Consider the following 20,140-nt stretch of genomic DNA (forward strand, 5'->3'; position numbering starts at 1 on the left):
TGCTCAGTTCGGGAAGATCGGAGAGTTGAAGAAGCGGCCCAGCCAGCCCATCGAGTTGGACTGCGCGATCGCGCCGCGGCCGCCGTAGGCGATGCGCGCATCGGCGACCTTGCCGGAGGAGATGCTGTTGTCCGGGTTGATGTCGGCCGGACGGACGATGCCCTGGATCTGCACCATCTCGTCGCCCTGGTTCAGGCGCATGTTCTTCTGGCCCTGCACGACGAGGTTGCCGTTGGGTAGGCGCTGGATCACGGTGACCGTCACGCTGCCCTGCAGCTTGTTGCTTTGCGCGCTGTTGCCGGCGCCGCTGAAGCCGCGGTCGCCATTGATCGAGGCGCTGAGCAGGTCACGACCGTTGAGCGTGAGCGGGGCGCCGGCGATGTTCGGCGCGGCCAGGCTGACTTCGCTCTGCTTGTCCACCGAGGTGGTGGCCGAGGTCTGCGCGGTGGTGTTCTCCACCAGGTTGATCGTCAGCAGGTCGCCCACGTCGCGCGCGCGGCGGTCGGCGTACAGATTGAGGCCCGGGCCCGCGCGGTAGATCGAACCCGCGGTGGCCGGCGCCTGCGCCGCGACCACCGGCTGGATGGGCTGCATCGGTGCGTAGGGACGCACGTCGCCGTAGTAGCGCGCGCAACCGGGCAACAGGACCAGCGCGCAGGCGAGGGTGGTGGCGGACGTGGAGCGCTTCATGGCGAGCCTCGAGGAAGAGTGCGTCAGGCGGATCAGACGTTGTTGTTGAGGTAACCGAGCATGGAGTCGGTGGTGGAGATGGCCTTGGCGTTCATTTCGTAGGCGCGCTGGGTTTCGATCATGCTCACCAGCTCTTCCACGACGTTGACGTTGGAGCCTTCCAGCGAGCCCTGCACGACGCTGCCGAGGCCGTTGAGGCCGGGCGTGCCGTTCTGCGCGGGGCCGGAGGCGGTGGTCTCGACGTAGAGGTTCTCGCCCTTGGCCTGCAGGCCCGAGGGGTTCACGAAATCGGTGAGCGTCAGCGAGCCGATCTCCAGCGCCTGCGCCTGGCCGGCCATGGTCACGCTGATGGTGCCGTCGGCGCCGATGGTCATCGACTGCGCGCCTTCGGGCACCTGGATGCCGGGCTGCACGGGGTAGCCGCTGTTGGTGACCAGTTCGCCCTGGGCGTTGATCTGGAACGAGCCGTCGCGCGTGTAGGCCGGCGAGCCGTCGGGCAGCAGGACTTCGAAGAAGCCGCGGCCGTTGACCATGACGTCCAGCGAGCGGCCGGTCTGTTGCGGGTTGCCCTGCTGGAAGTCCTTGGAGGTCGACACGACGCGCACGCCGGTGCCGAGCTGCAGGCCGGACGGCAGTTGGGTCTGGGAGGAGGTGGAGCCACCGGGCTGGCGGACCTGTTGGTACAGAAGGTCTTCGAAGCTGGCGCGGTCGCGCTTGAAGCCGGTGGTGTTGGTGTTCGCCAGGTTATTGGAGACCACGGACATGCGCGTCTGTTGCGCGTCCAGTCCGGTCTTGGCGACCCAGAGGGCTTGGTTCATGGCGTGGTTCCTCGCGGGTGAAGGGGTGGAACCGCGCGATACGGTTCCTCGCCCCCTCTCAGGCAAGTCCTGTGCCGAAACGGGTGTCGTGGTTCTGGCGCTTGGGTTTGGGCCGAAATGGGACCTTGGTCATGGCCCCTTGGCCGGTACCGGCATTTTTCCGGCGGCAGGGCCGGTGGCGTGATTGGTCTTTCGGCATGGTGCCGCTGGCCGCGGAGGCCTTACTTTTCTTTGCTTGTGCAAAGAAAAGTAAGCAAAAGAAACACACCCCGGCGGTCCGCCCGCCGCTGAGCGGCGGGTGCGCAGTCCCGACGGGAATTTTCGGACGGGGCATCCTGCCCCGGCCTAGAACGGCGCACGTGCTGTGCGCCGCCCTGCGGGTTTTACCCGCCGTGACTGCCGGACCTCAGGGGCCCCAGGAGTTGCACTCGATGGATCGGCGCGCGCTTTTGTTGTTGATGTTGCCTTCGGGTCCCCATGAGGCACGGCGAGTGGGCCGGGTAAAACCCGCAGGGCGCCGCCCTGGATGGGCGGCGTTTTCGTATGGCACATGGATGTGCCTTACGAAAATTCCCGGTCCGCTCGCGGACGCGGAGCGAAGCGGAGGGCGTGCCGCCTGGGGTGTGCTTTCTTTGCCTACTTTCTTTGCACAAGCAAAGAAAGTAGGGCCCCGCGGCGAGCGCGCAAGAATTACGTGTTGGAAAGCCGACGAATAAACCTTGGTGGCTTCGGTTGAAGCGATCAACCACCCAACCGCAGCAGCTGGTTCGACGACTGCGCCATCTCGTCGCCCGTGCGGATCACCTTCACCTGCATCTCGAACTGACGCTGCAACTGGATCATCTGCACCAGCGCACCGGCCGCATCCACGTTGCTGCCTTCCAGCACGCCCATCGTCAGACTGTTGCCGGTGGCGACCGGCAGCGCCGGGGCCTGCGGATCGGACGGACGCATCAGGCCGTCTCCGCCGCGCGCCAACTGCGACTGCGCGGCTTCCACGATCCGCATGCGGCCGACGATCGCCATCGTCTGCGGGCCTTCGCCCTGCGGGATGATCGAGACCGTGCCGTCGGCGCCGATGTCGATCGACTGCGCTGGCGGCACCGCGATCGGGTTGCCGTTGTCGTCCAGCACCGCGCGGCCGCCGGCGGTGACCAGCTGGCCGTTCGGGGTAACGCTCAGCTCGCCATTGCGCGTGTACGCCGTACCGCCGTCGGCGGCCTGCACGGCCATCCAGCGGTTCGGCTGCAGCGAGATATCCAGCGAACGGCCGGTGACCATCTGCGAACCGGTGCGGCCGTCGAAGCCGGGATCGATCAACACCGCGTCCACGCGCGACGGGAATCCCTCGCCCTGGATCTTGTACGCCTCGGTGCCGGCCAACGCGGCCTTGAACCCCTTGGTGTCCACGTTGGCCAGGTTGTGCGACACGGTGCCCTGCGCCTGCAGCGAGGCGCGTGCACCGGTCATTGCGACATAGAGGGCCTTGTCCATGCGTCAGTCTCCGTCGGCGTGCGCCGCGTCAGCGGATGTTGATCACCGCCTGGGTGATCTGGTCCTGTGTCGAAAGCGCCTGCGAGTTCGCCTGGAAGTTGCGCTGCGCCACGATCATGTTGACCAGCTGCTCGGTCAGGTCGACGGTCGAGGATTCGAGCGCGCCCGACGCCACCTGTCCGAAATCCGACGTGCCCGGCGCACCGATGCGGGGATCGCCCGAGGCGTAGCTGTGCGTCCAGGTGTTGTTGCCCTGCGACACCAGGCCCTGCGGGTTGGAGAAGTTCGCCAGCGCGACCTGGCCCAGTGCGCGGTCTTCGCCATTCGAATAGCGGGCGTAGACCACGCCCGTTTCCGACACGCTGAACTCGTTGAGCTTGCCGGTGGCGTAGCCGTCCTGGTTCTGGATGCGCTTGGAGAACTGCTCGCCGTACTGGGTGGTGCCGCTGATGTCGAGCGTCATGTTCAGCACGCCCGCGCCGGTGCTCGGCGTGAACGGCGCCAGTGCGACCTGGCCGTTGGCCGGCGCGGTCAGCGCGCCGTTGTTGTCGAACTGCACCGGAGTCGCGGCGCCCATCGAGGTGCCGTCCACGTAGACGTGCATGTTCCACTCGTTCGGGTTCGGCGTCTTCACGTAGTAGACGGTCTGCTGGTGGGCCACGCCCAGCGAGTCGTACACGGTGACCGAGGTGGTCTCGTTGTAGCTGGCGCTGTCCGCCGGCGAGAACGGCGTGATCGTCGGCTGTGCGGCGTTACCGGGCAGGGTGACGCCCAGCTCGACGTTGGTGGTCGGCGACGGCGGGCTGTCGGTGGTCAGCAGGCGCAGGTCGGTCATGTTGCCGGTGTCGAAACCCACGCCATCGGCGCGCGGCGGGAACACCTGCAGGCGGTAGCCTTCCGGCGTGGTGACGTAGCCATTGGGGTCGCGCTGGAAGTTGCCGGCGCGGGTGTAGACGTTGGTGCCGTTGTTGCTGACCGTGAAGAAGCCTTCGCGGTCGATCGCCATGTCGAGGTAACGGCCGGTCTGGTTGATGTCGCCCTGCGAGAACTGCTGGGCCACGTTGGTCAGGCGCACGCCGGCGCCGATGCTGTTGCGGGTCAGGCCGTAGCCGGTGGTGGAGAACACCTCGGCGAACTCCGCGCGCGACTCCTTGAAGCCGGTCGTGTTGACGTTGGCGATGTTGTGCGAAGTGACGTTGAGGTCGGCATTGGCCGCCCTCATGCCGGACAGCGAGCTGTTGAATGCCATGGAAGACTCCTTGCGGGGTACGGTGGGAGCGTGGGTGTCAGGTCGCCGACTTGCCGATGCGCAGCACGTAGTCGAGCGGGGCGGTGCCCAGGCCGGGCAGGTTGAGGTAGAGCCCATCGGAGCCGATGGTCACGCTGTCGACGGTGGCGTCGACGTAGGTGTTCAGTGCGGTGGCGGTGCCGTCGGTGGCCGTGTGGGTGGCCTTGATCGAGTACTTGCCTTCGGGGGCGCGCTCGCCATTGGCCTTCACGCCGTCCCAGGAGAACGCGGTCTCGCCCTTGCCGCTGGCTTCGACGTCGATCGTGTCCACCACCACGCCGCTGGCGTCGGTGATTTCGAAGGTCACCTTGCCCGCGCCAGGCGACATCACCAGGCCGCTTGCGTTGCCGGTGGCGGGCAGCGCGACCGAATCCGACGGCACCACGACGGAATGGCCGACCAGAGACGCGCCCTTGAGCACCTGGTCTCCGGTCAGCGCAGCGGTGAAGCCGTTCACGGTGCCGTTGAGGTCGCTGATGCCCTGCACAGTGGAGAACTGCGCCAGCTGGGCGACGAACTCGCTGTTGGACAGTGGCTTCAATGGATCCTGGTTCGCCAGCTGCTGGGTCATCAGCCGCATGAAGTCGGCCTGGCCCAGCGTGTCGGCCTTCTTCGCCGTGGTCGCCGCGCCGGTGGTGCTGGTGTTGATCGCGGCGAAGGGATCGCCGTTGACGGTGGTCATGTGCGTGTTCGCTCAGTCGTCGGGGCGTCAGCGGCCCATGGTCAGGGTGGCCAGGGCGAGTTCCTTGGCGGTGTTCAGCACTTCCACGCCGGCCTGGTAGCCGCGCGAAGCAGAGATCAGGTTGACCATCTGCGCGACCGGATCCACGTCCGGTGCATACACATAGCCATCGGCATCGGCCATCGGATGGCCGGGCTCGTAGCGCTTGATGGGCGGCGCTTCGCTCTGGGTGATTTCCTTCACCTGCACCGACGTCAGCGAGCCGTCCGCGTTGAGCGGGCGGGCCTGGAAGATCGGTTCGAGCGGCTTGTAGACCGCCTCGGGCGAAGACGCGATGGAATCCGCGTTGGAGAGATTGCTGGCGATCGTGTTCAAGCGCACCGACTGCGCCTGCAGCGCGGAGCCGGCGACGTCGAAGATGGGCAGGTTGCTCATGGCGCGTCCCCTTACTGGCCGGTGATGGCGGTGAGCATCGTGCGCACCTTGGATTCGATGAAGCTGAGCGAGGCGCGGTATTCCAGCGCGGCACGGCCGTAGGCGGCGCGCTCGGTGTCGGCATCGACGGTGTTGCCGTCCAGGCTGGGCTGCACACCGGCGCGCTCGAACACGCGCGGGCCGGCATCGAGCAGGGTGAGGTGCTGCTCGTGGGTGGTCTGCAGGGGCGAGGCCTTGGCGGCGGCCTGCTCCAGGGCGGCCTGGAAGTTGAGGTCCTTGGCCTTGAAGTTGGGCGTGTCCGCGTTCGACAGGTTGCTCGCGATCAGCTGCATGCGCTGTTCACGCAGCGGCAACGCCGCGGCATGGACGCCCAGGTAATTGGAGATGGGATTGGACATGGCACCGCTCCGGCAGACCGTTGCCGGGGATGCTGCAAGGCGTGTGCCAGAACACGGTCGACGCCTCACCTGGCGTCTTGATGGCCCCTTGGTAAGGGGGCGATTCGCGCCAGCGGCGCGAAGGGGGGATCGGCAGCGTGCGGCGGGGCCCGGGATTCGCGTAGCGGATCCTGGGGGTCTTATCGCATCGCGATAAGACTATGCCGCCGCCATTTGTGCGGCGGCGACCTGATTCAGGCGGAACAGCACGTGCTCGGCCAGCTCGTGCGGGCTGTACTTCGCCACGAAGGCGTTGGCGCCCACGCGTTCGACCATGGCGTTGTTGAACACGCCCGACAACGAGGTGTGCAGCAGCACATACAGGCCGGACAGGCCCGCGTGGCGCCGGATTTCCGTCGTCAGGGTGTATCCGTCCATGGCCGGCATCTCGATGTCGGAGATGACCATCGCATACCGCTCGGCCGGGTTCTCGCCGGCGGCGTGCACCTGCAAGAGGTGGTCCAACGCCTGGCGGCCGTCGGAGAGCAGGGTGGCGGTGACGCCCAGTTGCTCCAGCACGCTGCGGATCTGCGAGCGCGCCACGCGGGAATCGTCCACCACCAGCACCTGCATCGGTGGGGCATCCGGCGACAGCGCCATCTCGGGGGCGAGGGTGGCGTCCATGCGCGACTGGCAGATGTCGGCCAGCACGCTTTCCACGTCGATGACCTGGATCAGCTCGCCCTGGAAGCGCGTCACGGCGGTCAGGAAGCTGTTTTCCGCGCCCAGCTCCGGCGGCGGATGGATGTCCTCGACCGCGATGTTGACGATGCGCTCCACGCCGCTGACCAGGAAGCCCTGGATGGAGCGGTTGAACTCGGTGACGACCAGGTAGTTCGGTGCGTTCTCGGGACTCGGATCGCGCTCGGGGTGGCGGATGCTCAGGCCGAGGTCCAGCACCGGCACCGAGCGGCCACGGACGTCGGCGACGCCGACGAATTCCGCAGGCAGGCCAGGCAGCTGGAACAGGTCGGGCCGGCGCAGGACTTCCTGCACCTTGAAGACGTTGACGCCAAAAAGCTGACGCCCGCCCAGGCGGAACAGCAGCAGGGCGAGGCGGTTGTGGCCGGCCAGGCGGGTGCGCTGGTCGATGCGGTTGAGCAGGTCCTGGGTCATGTCCAGCATATCGGCCGGGGGGTGGGGGTCTTGAGCGCAGGTGCCATCCGTGCGGCCTGGCATGGTGCCGCTGGCCGCGGGGGCCCTACTTTTCTTTGCTTGTGCAAAGAAAAGTAGGCAAAAGAAACACCCCCCGGCGGTCCGCCCACCGCTGCGCGGCGTGTGCGCAGTCCCGACGGGGATTTTCGGACGGGGCATCCTGCCCCGGCCGAAAACGGCGCACATCCTTGTGCGCCGCCCTGCGGGTTTTACCCGCCGTGACTGCCGGACCTAAAGGGACCCCGAAAGCCGACACGGATAGATTCGGCGTGCAGGCCTTTGACCTGGCTGTTCAGGGTCCCCATGAGGCACGGCGAGTGGGCCGGGTAAAACCCGAAGGGCGCCGCCCCGGATGGGCGGCGTTTTCGTATGGCACATGGATGTGCCTTACGTAGTTCCCGGACCGTTCGCGGACCCGGAGCGAAGCGCAGGGCGTGCCGCCTGGGGTGTGTTTCTTTGCTCCTTTCTTTGCACAAGCAAAGATAAGGAGGCCCCCGCGGCGAGCGGCACCATGCTGGAGTACCCATATCTCTGCTGAGACTCTTAGGGAGACATCCTTCTGGCACACCGCTTGCACGTCTTCCGCCGATGAACCGACGGAGCCCGCCCATGCTGCTGCGCCTCACCACCGCCCTGATCGGCGGACTGACCGCGTGCGCCGTCCTGGCGGCGGATTTCCAGCCGGTCGACAGCATCAAGGCCGCAGCGCTCGGGGCGATGCCCGCGGGTGCCGAGGCCGAGGCCACGCTGGATCCCGCACTCCGCCTGCCGCGCTGTAGCGCGTCGCTGGTCGCGCGCGTGCAGGGCAGCAACAGCGTGGAGGTCAGCTGCCCCGATGGCTGGCGCCTGTTCGTACCGGTACGCGTGCGTCGCAGCCAGACCGTGCTGGTGCTGAGCCGTGGCATCGCGCCGGGCGAAACGATCACCGCCGACGCCTTCATTCCCGAAACCCGCGACGCTTCGCGCATCGTCGGCGCGGCCGTGGCCGATCCCGCTCAAGCCATCGGCCGCGTCGCGCGCCGTACGTTGTCGGCCGGTGCCGTGTTGTCGGCGTCCGACCTGGTGGCGCAGCGCCTGATCCGCCGGGGCGACAACGTCGCGCTGGTATCCCGCCGTGGCGGGGTGGAAGTGCGCGTGGTCGGCAAGGCATTGGGCGACGCCGGCGAGAACGAACGGGTGACCGTGGAAAACCTCTCCTCGCGCCGCGTCGTGCAGGGCGTGGTCGGGCCGGGCGGCGACGTCTGGGTCAGCCGATGAAAAAAAGTTCGAATCGCCCCTCAAGTTGTCCGATAGGGGGCCGATACCGACGCTGGGTGGAAGAACCGGCGACAATCCGGCCTTCTACGGAACTGTGGAATCCGTCACTAAAGTTGGCGTGGCCGCGGCCGATAACCTCGATGAACCCTGTTACAGGTGAACCAACATGAGCCAGAAAATCGAAGGCACTCCCCCCGCCGCCGTACGCAGCACCGGTCCCGTGGGCGGCCGTGTCGCCCCGGCGGGTGCCGACCGTTCGCAGGCGGTGGAAGCCAGCAGCGGCAGCGACAGCCTGCGCCTGACCGGTGAGGCCGCCAGCCTCCAGGCCGTGCAGCGCGAACTGTCGACCGCTCCGGCGATCGACCAGGCCCGCGTGCAGGCCGTGCGTGAAGCGCTGCAGTCCGGTACCTACCAGATCAATGCCGAGGCCATCGCCGACGGCATGCTTGGCCTGGAAGACCAGCTGGGCGGCTGAACCGGATGAGCACTGCGCCCCTCCAGCGACTGTCCGCGGCCCTGGAAGAGGAGCGTCGCGCCATCGTCGAGCACGACGTGGAAGCGCTCGTCCGCTCCACGCAGGAGAAGCTCGATGCACTGCGTGCACTGGAAGCCGCCGCTGCAGGCTTCGGCTTTCCCGCCGAACTGCAGGCGCGCTTGTCCGAGCTCGCCGAACTGAACCATGCCAACGGCATCCTGCTGGCGCGTCGCCGCCGCGAAGTGAACTGGGCCTTGCGCCACCTGGGCCGCAGCGAAAGCACTGGCGCCTACGACGCGCAGGGCCAGACCACGGCGGTTTCCGCGGTCCGTCCGCTGGCTGTCGCCTGAGCACCGTACCTCCGGCATCGCGAACTGCGACGCCGCAACTTGCCGGCTCCCCGGCACCACACGATACTGGCCCCCCATCGCCGCCGCCGATCGCGACCGTGGCCAGCGCACCAACCCCGCAACCTTCCGATGACGCCTTCCCGCACGAGCGGGCGCCGCGCTTTGCCGACCTGATGGCCTTGGGCGAGCTGATGGACGACGGCTACCTGTTGTGCCGCGGCGATGGCCGTCCGATGCATGCGAATGCGTCGGCACGCGCGCTGGTGCCGGAACAAGGCGATGCGCTCGAGGCACTGGTAGCCCTGTTGCCGCCGGAGGCGATCCGTGTCGCCCGCGAAGAGGGGCGCTGGAACGGCGACCTGACCCTGGCCGACGGCCTGGTGCTGCAGGTGCGCGCGTACTGCCACGACACCGGCGATGGCGGCTATTGCCTGATCGTCTTCCACGACGTCAGCGAGGCACATGCGCGCCAGCAGGAACTGCAGCGCCGCCATGCACAGCTGCGGCAGACCCTGGTGCGCCTGGCGGGCGCGCAGGAACAACTGGTGCAGTCCGAAAAGATGGCGTCCATCGGCCAGCTCGCCGCGGGCGTCGCGCACGAGATCAACAACCCGATCGGTTACGTCCATTCCAATCTCGGCTCGCTGCAGGAATACCTGCACAGCCTGTTCTCGCTGATCGAAGTGTACGAGCGCGCGCTGCGCCTGCCGGACCCGAAGGTGATGCTGCCGGAGATCCAGGAGATGCGGGACCGCTACGACATCGACTTCATCACCGGCGACCTGCCGCAGCTGATGTCCGAGTCGCGCGAGGGCATCGAGCGCGTTACCGCGATCGTGCGCAACCTCAAGGACTTCTCCTATTCCGGCCGCGACGACAGCTGGAAATCGACCGACCTGCACGCGGGCCTGGATTCCACGATCAACATCATCTGGAACGAGCTGAAGTACAAGGTCACGCTGGAGAAGCACTACGCCAAGTTGCCGCTGGTGCAGTGCCGTCCCTCGGAGTTGAACCAGGTGTTCATGAACATCCTGCTCAATGCCAGCCACGCCATCGACGAACGTGGCACCATCACCGTCAGCACCGGCGTGGAAGGGGACGAGGTGTGGATCGACGTGCAGGACAGTGGCCACGGCATCCCGGACGAGATCCTGCAGAAGATCTTCGACCCGTTCTTCACCACCAAGCCGGTCGGCAGCGGCACGGGCCTGGGCCTGTCGATTTCCTACGGCATCGTGAAGAAGCACAACGGCCGCATCGAGGCGCGCAACATCCCCGGTGCCGGCGCCTGCTTCCGCATCACCCTGCCGATCCGCCAGCCGACCGCCGACGCGGCGTGACGCCGTAGCCTAGAGGGGGGCGAAGAACGCGAGCTTCTTCGCCCGCGGCAACCGTTTGAGTTGCGCTTCCGCGCGCGACGCCGCGCTGCGGTCGGGATATGCGCGGCTGGCCAGCAGCTGCACCGGTGGATTCGCCCGCGTGTACTTGGCGCCCGTGCCGGCCACGTGCGCGGCGTAGCGCGCATCGAGGCGATTGGTGATGCCCGCGTAGTACGCGCCGTTGCGGCACTCCAGCAGGTACAGGCACCAGGCTGCCGCCTCAGGCATGCGCGCGGTGGTGCGGCTGGTTCTCGTGGGTGGTGAAGGCCTGGCGGATGTGTTCGCGCAGGTCGTCGTCGTTCCACGGCTTGGTCAGGAAGCGGTAGATCTCGCCACGGTTGATCGCCTCGGTGACCGTGGCCAGGTCGGTGTAGCCCGACAGCACCAGACGGACGGTATCCGGGTAGAGCATGCGCACGCGACCGAGGAATTCGGTGCCGCTCATGTCGGACATGCGCTGGTCGGACAGGATCACCTGCACGTCGTTGGTCGCGAGCAGCTCGAAGGCATCGGTGACGTTGCTGGCGGCCAGGATGCGGTAGCCGTCGCGGCGGAACAGGCGCACCAGCGAGCGCAGGATGTTCTCTTCGTCGTCGAGCAGCAGCAGGGTGCGGTCGGGCTTGGTCGCCGCGAAGGCGTCGGCACGCAGGTAGCGGCGGCGCAGCACCGCACCGGCGTCCTCGGCCGTCATCGGTTCACCGAACAGATGGCCCTGGAACATGTCGCACTGGTTGCGGCGCAGGAAGCCCAGCTGCATGTCGGTTTCCACACCGTGCGCGATCACCTTCATGCCGAGCTGGTGGCCCATCGCGATGATGGCGCAGGTGATGGCGACCTCGCGGTTGCCCGAGGGCACGCCCTTCACGAAGTTGCGGTCGATCTTGATCTTGTCCACCGAGAAGCGGACAAGCGAATCCAGGTTGGAATCGCCCATGCCGAAATCGTCCAGGGTCAGGCGCACGCCTTCGCGGTGCAACTGGGCCAGGGTGCGGTGGACCAGGTTCATGTCCTTGGCCAGCGCGTTCTGGCGGACTTCCAGCACGACCATCTGCGCGGGGATGCCGGCTTCCTGCAGGGCTTCCAGCACTTCGGAGACGAAGTTGGGCCGCAACAGTTGCAGGGTGGAGACGTTGACCGCGATCTCGAAGTCATCGAAGCCCCAGTCGCGCCAGACCCGCGCCTGCTTGAAGGCGTTGCGCAGCACCCAGTCGCCGATCTGCACGATGACGCCGAGTTTCTCGGCCACGTGCATGAAACGCTCGGGCACCAGCAGGCCGAGCGCCGGCGAATACCAGCGCAGCAGCGTTTCCATGCCGACCACGCGTCCGTCGTGCGCGTTGATCTGCGGCTGGTAGAACAGGCGCAGTTCGTTGTGCTGGATCGCATTGACGATCTGCCGCGCGATGATGCTGTCGCTGCGCGCGGTGATCGCGGCGCCGCGACGGTACAGGCGCACCAGGTTCATGCCTTCGTGCTTGGCCTGTTCCATGGCGCTCTCGGCGCACTGGAGCAGGCTGGAGGCGTTGTCGGCGTGCTCCGGGCAGAGCGCGACGCCCAGCGTGCCGGTCAGGAACAGCGTGTAGGGCAGCACCGTCATCGGCAGTTCGATCTGCTCGCGCAGGAAGTCGCCGAAGGCCTCCGGCGCCAGCGTGCCCGGCAGCCGCGGCACGGCCACGATGAACTCGTCGCTGCCATGGCGCCAGGCCCGCGCATCCGGGCCGAGCGCGCGCTGCAGGCGGTCGCTGAGGATGGCGAGCGCTTCGTCACCGACCTCGACGCCCATGTTCTCGTTGATCGAACGGAAGTGGTCGATGTCCAGGTACAGCAGCATCAGCGGCGTGCCACCCGCATTCGCCGCATCGATCATCCGCTGCAGGTCGGGTTCGCCGGCGCCGAGGCGCGGCAGGCGGGGCAGGTGGGCGTGCTCGGTGTTCACGCGGGATCGATGGGCGTCGCGGATGTGGGGCCATAGGGTAGGCGAAGTCGCCAGCACGTGCTGCCTTCTGCGTCGAGGCCTCCCCCCACCGCGGCGGCCAGTGCCTGCCACAACGCGATATCGGCCGGTTCGACGGCCGCATCCTGCACGGTCAGCACGAAGCCGTCGCCGTCATCGTCATCGTCCAGGGCGACCTGCATCGCGCCACTCGGGCGCATCAGCGCCTGGCCGATCCGGAAAGCGATGAGTGCGACTCCGGCATCGGGCGCCTGCGGCAACGGATCGAGCCGGAACGACACCGTGCCGGGCTCGAAGGTGCGCTCGATCTCCGCGCGCAGCGCCGCGTCCAGGCCGATGGCGTCCAACTGCGGCGGATGCAGGGTGGCGTGCAGGTCGCGGAGGATCGCCACGGTCTCATCGCTGGCGCGGATGATCTCGTGCAGGTCCTCGGCGCGCGTCGCGGCGTCCTCTTCCGACTGGACGAGATGCGCGCCCATCTTGATCGCCGACAGCGCCTGGCCCACCTGGTTGTGCAGGGCGCGGCCGACGCGCGCACGCTCGGCTTCCTGCAGGCGGAACAACTGGAGCAGCAGCGCGGACGGCGGTGGCGTGGGCATCGGCGGGAACGAGGAGAAGTCGCCGCAGTATGCCAGCCGTGCCGCGCGGGCATGCGAAACCCCGGTCCCGGAACGAAGACGGGGCGACCGCATCGCGATCGCCCCGTAGAGGGTCCAGCCGAATCGTGGCGCGAGGGTCAGAACAGCTCGACCGTGCCCGCGCCCATGTTCTGCTGCGCCACCGGCTTGTGCGGCGGACGCTCCCACTCCGTGCGCTGGTCGCGCAGGCGGTTGCCGATCAGGCGCAGCGCGCTGAGCAGCTCGTTGTCGGTCGCACCGCCGGAGCGATGCAGCAGCTCCTGCAGGGCCAGCGCTTCCTTGTTGATCGCGGTCAGGCGATCCAGGTGGGTCACCGCACTGCCCAGCGACTGGGTGGCGATGTCTTCGAACTGCAGCGAGCGGACCGCATCGGCGACGCTGGCGTCGATGGCGTGGCCGCACATCGAGACTTCGCGCATGCCGTCGCCCAGCGAGGCGTTGATCGCGGCCACCTGGTTCAGCATGCCGGCGGCTTCGGAACGCGCCTCGCGGGAGCGGTCCAGGTCGCGCGAGGCCATGTTGGACACGGTATCGCGCACCTTGGCGATGGATTCCTTCGAGCTGTGGGCCAGCTTGCGGATCTGCTCGTTGAAGGCGGTCGAGCGCTCGGACAGGTTGCGCACTTCGTCGGCGACCACCGCGAAACCGCGGCCCGCTTCACCGGCGCGGGCGGCTTCAATGGCGGCGTTCAGCGCCAGCAGGTTGGTCTGGTCGGCGATCGACTTGACGTCTTCCAGCAACGAGAAGATGCCGTCCAGGTGCTGGGCCATGTCGTCGATGTGGTGCACCGTCGTGCCGCTCTGGCCGGCGACCTGCTCCAGTGCTTCGACCAGCTGCTCCATGCGCTGGCTGGCGTTCTGGGCGAAGCGCGCGACGTCCACGCCGGCGCGGTCGCCGTCGCCGTTGCGGTCGATGATGCGGGAGATCGCCGTGCTCTGTTCCCGCGACTTGCGGTTCATGGCGTCGAAGCTGCCGCCCAGGCTGTTGACGGCTTCGCGGATCAGTTCGCGAGCGCGGTCGATCTCGTGGCGCGAACCCTCGATCTCGTTGTTCACGAAGCGGCGCAGCTCGGTGAGCAACGCGTCCTGCTCGCGGATGACGGTGGCGTGTTCGGGCGACACGACATGGCTGTTGACCGCCGTCAGCCAGGCGAAGATCAGCCAGGCCAACGTCAGCGACGTCAGCAGCGCCCATTGCAGGGCATTGGGCCAGTCGAAGCCGACCGACAACGGGAACAGCAGGGTCAGGATGAGGGGTGCCGCCAGACGAACCAGGATGCGCGAGTACATGGATGCTCTCTGATGAAGCTCACTGTGGAGTATCGGCCGTGCGGAACGGCTCTTTAGGCGGGAAATCCGGCGGTTTTGCGGTGGTGGGCGATCTGTGACGGAGGTAGCCGCTTCGCGGCCACGCTGTCGTGGGAGCGACGTAAGTCGCGATGCATTTCGTTCAGGCATCGCCAGCCGTCATCGCGACTCACGTCGCTCCCACATCAGTCCCGCAGCGGGAGTTCCGTCGTTCAGGCGATCGCCGCCGCCAGGTCCAGCAGGCGCTGGGCGATGCGTTCCAACGGCACGGCTTCTTTCGCGGCACCGAGCCGCATGGCGGCGCCCGGCATGCCCCAGACCACGCTGCTGGCTTCGTCCTGGACCAGGGTCGGCGCACCGGCCTGGCTCATTTCCAGCAGGCCGCGTGCGCCGTCGTCGCCCATGCCGGTGAGGATGGCGCCGACCGCATTCCCCGCCGCGCTCTGCGCAACGGAGCGGAACAGCACGTCGACGGCGGGCTTATGGCGGTTCACCGCCGGACCATCATCGATGCGGCAGCGCCAGCGGGCACCGTCGCGGATGACGCGCATGTGCTGACCGCCCGGCGGCAGGTAGGCGTGGCCTGGCAGGATGGCCTCGCCATCGCTGGCTTCGCGTACGGCCATCGCCGAGTGCCGGTCCAATCGTTCGGCGAAGGCGCGGCTGAAGCCGGCGGGGATGTGCTGGGTCAGCACGATGGCGGGCGCGTCGGCCGGCATCTGCTCCAGCACCACGCGCAGCGCTTCGGTGCCGCCCGCGGACGCGCCGATCGCGATCAGCCGGTCGGTGGTTCGGAAGCGCAGGGCGGGCGGCGCCGGCAGCGTCGCGTCCAGGTCCACGCGCGGTGCGCTGGTACGGGCGAGCGGGCGCACGCGCGCCTTCGACGCGGCCTTGACCTTGGCGATGATCTCCTCGCCATACGCTTGCAGGCCGCTGGCGACATCGAGCTTGGGTTTGGAAACGAAATCCACCGCGCCCAGGGCCAGCGCCTGCAGCGTGGTGTCGGCGCCGCGCTCGGTCAACGAGGAAATCATCACCACCGGCATCGGCCGCAGCCGCATGACGTTCTCGAGGAAGGCCAGGCCGTCCATGCGCGGCATTTCGACGTCCAGCGTCATCACGTCGGGGTTGAGCCGCTTGATCTTGTCGCGGGCGAGCAGCGGATCGGCGGCGGAGCCGACGACCTCGATGCCGGGGTCGCGCGACAGGATTTCGGTGAGGATCTGGCGCACGACCGCCGAGTCATCGACGATCAGGACACGGCAGGGAGAGGTACTACTCATCAGAACAGCTCCACGCCTCCGGTGACGGGGGCCCTGGACAGGCGGGCACGGGCGGCCGACTCGGCGGCCAGCACCTCGGCATCGTGGGCATGCGGCAACCGCTGCACGACCGCGCGCCCGGAATTGGGGAAGTACCAGACCTTGCGCGGATGGATCCCGCGCAGGTCTTCGGCGATGACGGGAATCCGTTCGGCATCGAGGTAGCGGCGGACGAACTCCGCGTTGCGCGTGCCGACGGGATTGCTGGTGAAGCCTTTCAGCACGTTGGCACCGCCGAAGACCTTGGCTTCCAGCCGGTTGCGCGCGGCGCCGCGCTTGAGCAGGTCGTTGATCAGCAGTTCCATCGCATAGCTGCCGTAGCGCGCGGGCGCGCCGTCGCCGACGTTGCCGTCCGGCAGCAGGAAGTGGTTCATGCCGCCCAGCTTCAGCAGCGGGTCGCGGATGCAGGCAGCAACGCACGAACCCAGTACCGTGACCAGGGCGGTGTCGTTGTCGATCACCAGGTACTGGGTCGGCAGCAGCTTGGCGGCTTCGGTCTTGAAGCGGGCGTCGTGATAGCGCATCACGCTGCCTTCGGCGATCGCGGCGGCGGCGGCGCTCATGCGGCCTTCGTCGCGCGCCGGTACAGCGTGCGCCCACACGGCTGGATGATGTCCGCCGCGTGCAGGTAGTTCTCCGAGTGGCCCGTGTACAGCATGCCGTCGTCGGCCAGGTGCGGTACCAGGCGGGTCAGGATCGCGCGCTGGGTCGGTTTGTCGAAATAGATCATCACGTTGCGGCAGAACACCGCGGTGAACGGCCCGGCGACGTCGTAACGCGATGCCAGCAGGTTGAGGGGTTTGAATTCGATCAGCTGGCGCAGCGCGGGATGCACGCGGCAGAACCCTTCGTTGGGCCCGGTGCCACGCTGGAAATAGCGCTTCTTCAGGCCTGCATCGAGGCTGGCGATACGTTCGACGGGATAAACACCGCGTTCGCCGGTCGCCAACACCTGGGTGTCGACGTCGGTGGCGAGGATACGGATCGGCGGGGTCAGCGTGCCGTAGGCCTCGCAGGCCGTGATCGCCATCGAGTACGGTTCTTCGCCGGTCGATGACGCGCATGACCACAACTTGAGCGGACCGTCGTTCGCACGGCGCCGAAGCTCCTCGTGCAGCCGTTCGAAATGGTGCGGTTCGCGGTAGAACGAAGTGAGGTTGGTGGTCAATGCGTTGGTGAACGCCTGCCACTCGTCGCCACCATCGCGTTCGAGCTGGTCCAGGTAGTCCTTGAAACTGCGCAGGCCCAGCGCACGCAAGCGCCGGGACAGGCGGCCGTAGACCATGTCGCGCTTGCCGTCGGCGAGGGCGATGCCGGCGCGCTGGCGGATCAGGTCGACGACGCGTCGGAAATCACGGTCGTCGAACTCGAAGTCGCGCGCCGCCGTCGACGCGTCGCCGTCGCGTAGGGGCGGGGTCGTCGTCCGTCGGGTCGTGGCAGCCGGGGGAGAGGGGCGGGTACTGACGGACATCGGATTCTCGGGACGGTAGGGCTAGGGCCGATCCATGGCCGGTTCCCTGTCGCGGGGACAGGGAACCGGTACTGCTGGCCTGATGCGATGCAAGCGGCGTGCCTCAGAATTCCTGCCAGTCGTCGCCATCGGCCAGGGCCGGCTCCAGCGCCGCCTGGGCGGGACGGACGGCAGGCTTCACCACGGCGAAGGCCGGTTTGCTGGCGGCGGCGGGCTTGCCGGCGACCGGTGCCGCGGCATGGTGCAACTTGAAGACCGACACCGACTCGGACAGCACCAGCGCCTGCTCTTCCATCGAGCGGGCAGCGGCGGAGGCTTCTTCCACCAGCGCGGCGTTCTGCTGGGTGGTCTCGTCCATCTGGGTGATGGTCTGGTTGACCTGCTCGATGCCGGCCGACTGTTCCTGCGAGGCGGCGGAGATCTCGGCCATGATGTCGGTCACGCGCTGCACGCTGGCGACGATCTCGCTCATCGTGGCACCGGCCTGGTTCACGAGCTTGGAACCATCGGCGACCTTGTCGACGGAGGTCTCGATCAGGCCCTTGATCTCCTTGGCGGCATTGGCCGACCGCTGGGCCAGCGTACGCACTTCCGAAGCGACCACGGCGAAGCCGCGACCCTGTTCGCCGGCACGCGCAGCTTCCACCGCGGCGTTCAACGCCAGGATGTTGGTCTGGAAGGCGATGCCATCGATCACCGAAATGATGTCGGAGATCTTCTTCGACGAGTGCTCGATATCGCGCATCGTGGTGACGACCTTGCCGACGACTTCGCCACCCTGCGAGGCGACACCGGCCGCGCCGATGGCCAGCTGGTTGGCCTGGCGGGCCGATTCGGCGTTCTGGCGTACGGTGGAGGTCAGTTCCTCCATCGAAGCGGCGGTCTCTTCCAGGTTGGCAGCCTGCTGCTCGGTACGGCGCGACAGGTCGGAGTTGCCCGATGCAATCTCGCCGGCGGCGGTGTTGATCGAGGTCGAAGCATCCTGGATGCGGCCGACGATGTCGGTCAGCTGGGCCACAGTGGCGTTCGCATCGTCGCGCATCGCGGCGAACACACCGTGGAAGTCGCCTTCCATCCGCGCGGTCAGGTCGCCACGGGCGATGGCCTGCAGCAGTTCGGAGACTTCGCCCAGGTTCTCGTCGGTCGTTTCCATCAGCTGGTTCAGGCCGTCGATCATTTCGCGGAAGTCGTACTGGTACTTGTCCACGTCGCCGCGCTGGGTGAAGTCGCCGGAGGCCGCCGACATGGCCAGGCGCTTGATCTCGGCATTGATCGCCGACAGGTTGGCCTTGGTGGCGTCCATCGTCTCGGTGAGGTTGGCCTTCTCGCCGGGCAGCTTCGGCATGTCCTGGCTCAGGTCGCCGACGGAATAGCGCTGCATGATCTTCAGCGCATCGCCGATGGCTTGCAGGTGCGAGGCCACCAGGGCGTTGGTGTCGCGCACCATGCGGCCGTACTCACCCGGGAACTGGCTGTCGTCCATGCAGTAGCTGATCTGGCCCTCGTCGTGGCGGGTGGCCATTTCGCTCTGCGCGGAGATGACCGACTGCACCTGCGTCTGCATGCGCTGCATCGCGGTGAGCAGCTGGCCCACTTCGTCCCGGCGGCTGGTATCGATCTTGCCGTCGAGCTTGCCGGCGGACACGTCGTTGGCCACGCGCACGGCTTCGCCGACGGCATTGGCAATCGCGCGGGCGAAGAACCAGGCCAGGGCCAGGCCGCCCACGATGCCCGCCAGCAGCATCACGATCATCAGCGTGCTGGACGCGGTGAAGGTGCTGTCGGCATCGGCGCTGGCCGCCTTGGCCTGCTGGTCGACGACGTTTATGAGCGTGCTCAGCGCGGCCGTCGCCTTGCGATGCTGGTCGCGGGTGGCACCGATGAAAGTGTCCACGGCGTCGTCGGGCAGGCCGAGGTCCAGCATTTCCTGCACATCGGCGTAGGACTGCTGCGCCGCCTTCCATTCTTTGATGAACGCGTCGAAAGCTTTCTTCTCTTCGGCGCTGGCAATCAGCTTGGAGTAGTCCTTGATGGACTGCTCGATCTTCTTCTCGGTGGTCCCCGCGAGCGCCTTGGCTTCCGCCTTGACCGCATCGCTGGCGCGCACATGCTGCCGGTAGGAGTTGGTGCGGTACTCGCCCAGCATGCTCTGCAGGTCGCCCGCGGCCTTTACGCTGGGCAACACGTTGCCGGTGACTTGGGTGGTGGCGCCGTTCAGCGAGTTCAGGCCGATGAAGGCGGTGATGCCCTGGACCAGCATCAGCGCCAGTACGACGCCGAAGGCCAGCATCATCTTCGTCGTCAGTTTGAAGTTCTTGATCCGCTGCATGGGGATTGTTTCCTCTACCGGGCGCGCGACGCGCCGCTCTCAAGTGCGACCAGGGCAAGACGGGGGCGCATGCACCCCGTCAGCGAAACGGATCGGATCAGCGGATCGTGGCCAGCTTCAGGTTGGACGGCGAACTGACCACGATTTCCGCGCGCGAACTGTCGCGTTCGATCGTGCCGATCACGCACACGTCCTTGCCCTCCAGTTCTTCCGGCGCCGGCTTGAACTTGGCGCGGGCGTCGCCCGGGATGCGCGCGGTGAAGGTGTGGCGCGGGAAATTGCCGCCCATGTACAGGAAGGTCGGCGTGCCCTCGGTGTTCTCGGCGAAGCGCGCCTTGCCGACCTTGCCGCACACCGTGCCGCTCTTGCCGGTGAAGCGGGTAGCCATGTCCGCCGGGATCGCATTGTCGACCTGGGACTGGCTGTTCGCCGGGGAGGCCGGCATCAACAGGGCGGCGCCGGCAGCGACGATGGACAGGGTCAGGACGGAAGCGATTTTCATGATGATGTCTCCGGAGGGCCAGAAGGGAGGTAAGGGTTCAATGCCTGAGATCGGCGGACGCGGCGCAAACTTGAGTCCGCTCTTCGACGTGGGCGGGCGGGGTGGATGCGACTGCGAAAGTGGTCACACTTTCTGCGCCGGACGTCCGGCGCAT

21 protein-coding genes are annotated in these 20,140 nt (G+C 67.2%); 4 read left to right on the forward strand and 17 right to left on the reverse strand.

The genetic code is table 11. The features are described 5' to 3' along the window. Nucleotides 1-3: 3 nt before the first annotated feature. The 8 genes from flgH to ACSION_RS09525 form a co-directional block, all read right to left on the reverse strand. The gene (gene flgH / locus ACSION_RS09490; RefSeq protein ID WP_093485623.1) at nucleotides 4-690 is read right to left on the reverse strand and encodes a flagellar basal body L-ring protein FlgH; all 687 of its coding nucleotides are present in this window, start codon (nucleotides 688-690) and stop codon (nucleotides 4-6) included. A 32-nt stretch (nucleotides 691-722) separates the two neighbouring features. Next, entirely contained in the window at nucleotides 723-1,508 is a 786-nt protein-coding gene (flgG, locus tag ACSION_RS09495) for a flagellar basal-body rod protein FlgG (RefSeq protein WP_093485625.1), read from the reverse strand. 741 nt (nucleotides 1,509-2,249) lie between these two features. After that, nucleotides 2,250-3,002, reverse strand: a complete 753-nt coding sequence (locus tag ACSION_RS09500; protein ID WP_435305780.1) for a flagellar basal body rod protein FlgF — start codon at nucleotides 3,000-3,002, stop codon at nucleotides 2,250-2,252. Nucleotides 3,003-3,030: 28 nt separating this feature from the next. Further along, a complete protein-coding gene (flgE, locus tag ACSION_RS09505) occupies nucleotides 3,031-4,251 on the reverse strand; it encodes a flagellar hook protein FlgE (protein WP_435305781.1) in 1,221 nt (406 codons plus the stop codon). A gap of 37 nt (nucleotides 4,252-4,288) precedes the next feature. Further along, nucleotides 4,289-4,972 (reverse strand): flagellar hook capping FlgD N-terminal domain-containing protein, encoded by a 684-nt coding sequence (locus ACSION_RS09510; RefSeq protein WP_435305782.1) that lies wholly within the window; start codon nucleotides 4,970-4,972, stop codon nucleotides 4,289-4,291. Between the two features lie 27 nt (nucleotides 4,973-4,999). Then, nucleotides 5,000-5,407, reverse strand: a complete 408-nt coding sequence (gene flgC, locus ACSION_RS09515) for a flagellar basal body rod protein FlgC (RefSeq protein WP_093485633.1) — start codon at nucleotides 5,405-5,407, stop codon at nucleotides 5,000-5,002. 11 nt (nucleotides 5,408-5,418) lie between these two features. Continuing rightward, nucleotides 5,419-5,805 carry a flagellar basal body rod protein FlgB gene (gene flgB / locus ACSION_RS09520; protein ID WP_056881041.1) on the reverse strand — a complete coding sequence of 129 codons (387 nt, stop codon included), beginning with the start codon at nucleotides 5,803-5,805 and terminating at the stop codon, nucleotides 5,419-5,421. A gap of 198 nt (nucleotides 5,806-6,003) precedes the next feature. Beyond that, entirely contained in the window at nucleotides 6,004-6,960 is a 957-nt protein-coding gene (locus ACSION_RS09525) for a chemotaxis protein (protein WP_093489335.1), read from the reverse strand. A gap of 654 nt (nucleotides 6,961-7,614) precedes the next feature. Here ACSION_RS09525 and flgA point away from each other — a divergent pair. The 4 genes from flgA to ACSION_RS09545 all read left to right on the forward strand — a co-directional run bounded on the left by flgA (nucleotide 7,615) and on the right by ACSION_RS09545 (nucleotide 10,424). After that, nucleotides 7,615-8,256, forward strand: coding sequence for a flagellar basal body P-ring formation chaperone FlgA (gene flgA / locus ACSION_RS09530; protein ID WP_435306690.1), 642 nt, complete (start codon nucleotides 7,615-7,617; stop codon nucleotides 8,254-8,256). Between the two features lie 166 nt (nucleotides 8,257-8,422). Beyond that, nucleotides 8,423-8,731 carry a flagellar biosynthesis anti-sigma factor FlgM gene (gene flgM, locus ACSION_RS09535; RefSeq protein WP_093485637.1) on the forward strand — a complete coding sequence of 103 codons (309 nt, stop codon included), beginning with the start codon at nucleotides 8,423-8,425 and terminating at the stop codon, nucleotides 8,729-8,731. A gap of 5 nt (nucleotides 8,732-8,736) precedes the next feature. Next, entirely contained in the window at nucleotides 8,737-9,081 is a 345-nt protein-coding gene (locus ACSION_RS09540) for a flagellar protein FlgN (RefSeq protein WP_093485639.1), read from the forward strand. Nucleotides 9,082-9,254: 173 nt separating this feature from the next. Further along, nucleotides 9,255-10,424, forward strand: a complete 1,170-nt coding sequence (locus tag ACSION_RS09545; RefSeq protein WP_435306691.1) for an ATP-binding protein — start codon at nucleotides 9,255-9,257, stop codon at nucleotides 10,422-10,424. Between the two features lie 9 nt (nucleotides 10,425-10,433). On the opposite strand, the gene ACSION_RS09550 is transcribed toward ACSION_RS09545, so the two are convergent. The 9 genes from ACSION_RS09550 to ACSION_RS09590 all read right to left on the reverse strand — a co-directional run bounded on the left by ACSION_RS09550 (nucleotide 10,434) and on the right by ACSION_RS09590 (nucleotide 19,986). Next, the gene (locus ACSION_RS09550) at nucleotides 10,434-10,691 is read right to left on the reverse strand and encodes a GIY-YIG nuclease family protein (protein WP_435305783.1); all 258 of its coding nucleotides are present in this window, start codon (nucleotides 10,689-10,691) and stop codon (nucleotides 10,434-10,436) included. After that, nucleotides 10,684-12,399 (reverse strand): EAL domain-containing protein, encoded by a 1,716-nt coding sequence (locus ACSION_RS09555; RefSeq protein ID WP_435305784.1) that lies wholly within the window; start codon nucleotides 12,397-12,399, stop codon nucleotides 10,684-10,686. Before ACSION_RS09555 ends, ACSION_RS09550 begins: the two co-directional genes overlap by 8 nt. Continuing rightward, nucleotides 12,396-13,016: a sensor histidine kinase gene (locus tag ACSION_RS09560; protein WP_435305785.1), complete on the reverse strand. Its 621-nt coding sequence runs from the start codon at nucleotides 13,014-13,016 to the stop codon at nucleotides 12,396-12,398. The genes ACSION_RS09555 and ACSION_RS09560 overlap by 4 nt, the downstream gene beginning before the upstream one ends. A 137-nt stretch (nucleotides 13,017-13,153) precedes the next feature. Further along, the gene (locus ACSION_RS09565; RefSeq protein ID WP_093303005.1) at nucleotides 13,154-14,344 is read right to left on the reverse strand and encodes a methyl-accepting chemotaxis protein; all 1,191 of its coding nucleotides are present in this window, start codon (nucleotides 14,342-14,344) and stop codon (nucleotides 13,154-13,156) included. Between the two features lie 230 nt (nucleotides 14,345-14,574). After that, nucleotides 14,575-15,645, reverse strand: a complete 1,071-nt coding sequence (locus tag ACSION_RS09570) for a protein-glutamate methylesterase/protein-glutamine glutaminase (protein ID WP_435305786.1) — start codon at nucleotides 15,643-15,645, stop codon at nucleotides 14,575-14,577. Further along, a complete protein-coding gene (gene cheD, locus ACSION_RS09575; protein ID WP_093485649.1) occupies nucleotides 15,645-16,247 on the reverse strand; it encodes a chemoreceptor glutamine deamidase CheD in 603 nt (200 codons plus the stop codon). Before cheD ends, ACSION_RS09570 begins: the two co-directional genes overlap by 1 nt. Further along, on the reverse strand, nucleotides 16,244-17,155 hold the full coding sequence (locus tag ACSION_RS09580) for a CheR family methyltransferase (RefSeq protein ID WP_435305787.1): 912 nt from the start codon (nucleotides 17,153-17,155) through the stop codon (nucleotides 16,244-16,246). Before ACSION_RS09580 ends, cheD begins: the two co-directional genes overlap by 4 nt. A gap of 103 nt (nucleotides 17,156-17,258) precedes the next feature. Beyond that, entirely contained in the window at nucleotides 17,259-19,484 is a 2,226-nt protein-coding gene (locus tag ACSION_RS09585; protein ID WP_435305788.1) for a methyl-accepting chemotaxis protein, read from the reverse strand. Nucleotides 19,485-19,581: 97 nt separating this feature from the next. Further along, nucleotides 19,582-19,986: a hypothetical protein gene (locus ACSION_RS09590; protein WP_435305789.1), complete on the reverse strand. Its 405-nt coding sequence runs from the start codon at nucleotides 19,984-19,986 to the stop codon at nucleotides 19,582-19,584. Between the last annotated feature and the right edge of the window lie 154 nt (nucleotides 19,987-20,140).

The sequence above is a fragment of the Pseudoxanthomonas sp. LjRoot125 genome, assembly GCF_964252705.1.
In the GTDB taxonomy this organism is placed as follows: Bacteria; Pseudomonadota; Gammaproteobacteria; order Xanthomonadales; family Xanthomonadaceae; genus Pseudoxanthomonas_A.

Bases quoted from the DNA above. Each gene is read 5' to 3' on its own strand.
- ACSION_RS09570 (WP_435305786.1), bottom strand. From the start codon at position 15,645: ATGAGTAGTACCTCTCCCTGCCGTGTCCTGATCGTCGATGACTCGGCG.
- ACSION_RS09540 (WP_093485639.1), top strand. From the start codon at position 8,737: ATGAGCACTGCGCCCCTCCAGCGACTGTCCGCGGCCCTGGAAGAGGAG.
- cheD (WP_093485649.1), bottom strand. From the start codon at position 16,247: ATGAGCGCCGCCGCCGCCGCGATCGCCGAAGGCAGCGTGATGCGCTAT.
- ACSION_RS09565 (WP_093303005.1), bottom strand. From the start codon at position 14,344: ATGTACTCGCGCATCCTGGTTCGTCTGGCGGCACCCCTCATCCTGACC.
- flgE (WP_435305781.1), bottom strand. From the start codon at position 4,251: ATGGCATTCAACAGCTCGCTGTCCGGCATGAGGGCGGCCAATGCCGAC.
- flgG (WP_093485625.1), bottom strand. From the start codon at position 1,508: ATGAACCAAGCCCTCTGGGTCGCCAAGACCGGACTGGACGCGCAACAG.
- ACSION_RS09585 (WP_435305788.1), bottom strand. From the start codon at position 19,484: ATGCAGCGGATCAAGAACTTCAAACTGACGACGAAGATGATGCTGGCC.
- flgB (WP_056881041.1), bottom strand. From the start codon at position 5,805: ATGTCCAATCCCATCTCCAATTACCTGGGCGTCCATGCCGCGGCGTTG.
- ACSION_RS09590 (WP_435305789.1), bottom strand. From the start codon at position 19,986: ATGAAAATCGCTTCCGTCCTGACCCTGTCCATCGTCGCTGCCGGCGCC.
- ACSION_RS09560 (WP_435305785.1), bottom strand. From the start codon at position 13,016: ATGCCCACGCCACCGCCGTCCGCGCTGCTGCTCCAGTTGTTCCGCCTG.
- flgH (WP_093485623.1), bottom strand. From the start codon at position 690: ATGAAGCGCTCCACGTCCGCCACCACCCTCGCCTGCGCGCTGGTCCTG.
- flgM (WP_093485637.1), top strand. From the start codon at position 8,423: ATGAGCCAGAAAATCGAAGGCACTCCCCCCGCCGCCGTACGCAGCACC.
- ACSION_RS09500 (WP_435305780.1), bottom strand. From the start codon at position 3,002: ATGGACAAGGCCCTCTATGTCGCAATGACCGGTGCACGCGCCTCGCTG.
- ACSION_RS09550 (WP_435305783.1), bottom strand. From the start codon at position 10,691: ATGCCTGAGGCGGCAGCCTGGTGCCTGTACCTGCTGGAGTGCCGCAAC.
- ACSION_RS09525 (WP_093489335.1), bottom strand. From the start codon at position 6,960: ATGACCCAGGACCTGCTCAACCGCATCGACCAGCGCACCCGCCTGGCC.
- flgC (WP_093485633.1), bottom strand. From the start codon at position 5,407: ATGAGCAACCTGCCCATCTTCGACGTCGCCGGCTCCGCGCTGCAGGCG.
- ACSION_RS09545 (WP_435306691.1), top strand. From the start codon at position 9,255: ATGGCCTTGGGCGAGCTGATGGACGACGGCTACCTGTTGTGCCGCGGC.
- ACSION_RS09580 (WP_435305787.1), bottom strand. From the start codon at position 17,155: ATGTCCGTCAGTACCCGCCCCTCTCCCCCGGCTGCCACGACCCGACGG.
- ACSION_RS09510 (WP_435305782.1), bottom strand. From the start codon at position 4,972: ATGACCACCGTCAACGGCGATCCCTTCGCCGCGATCAACACCAGCACC.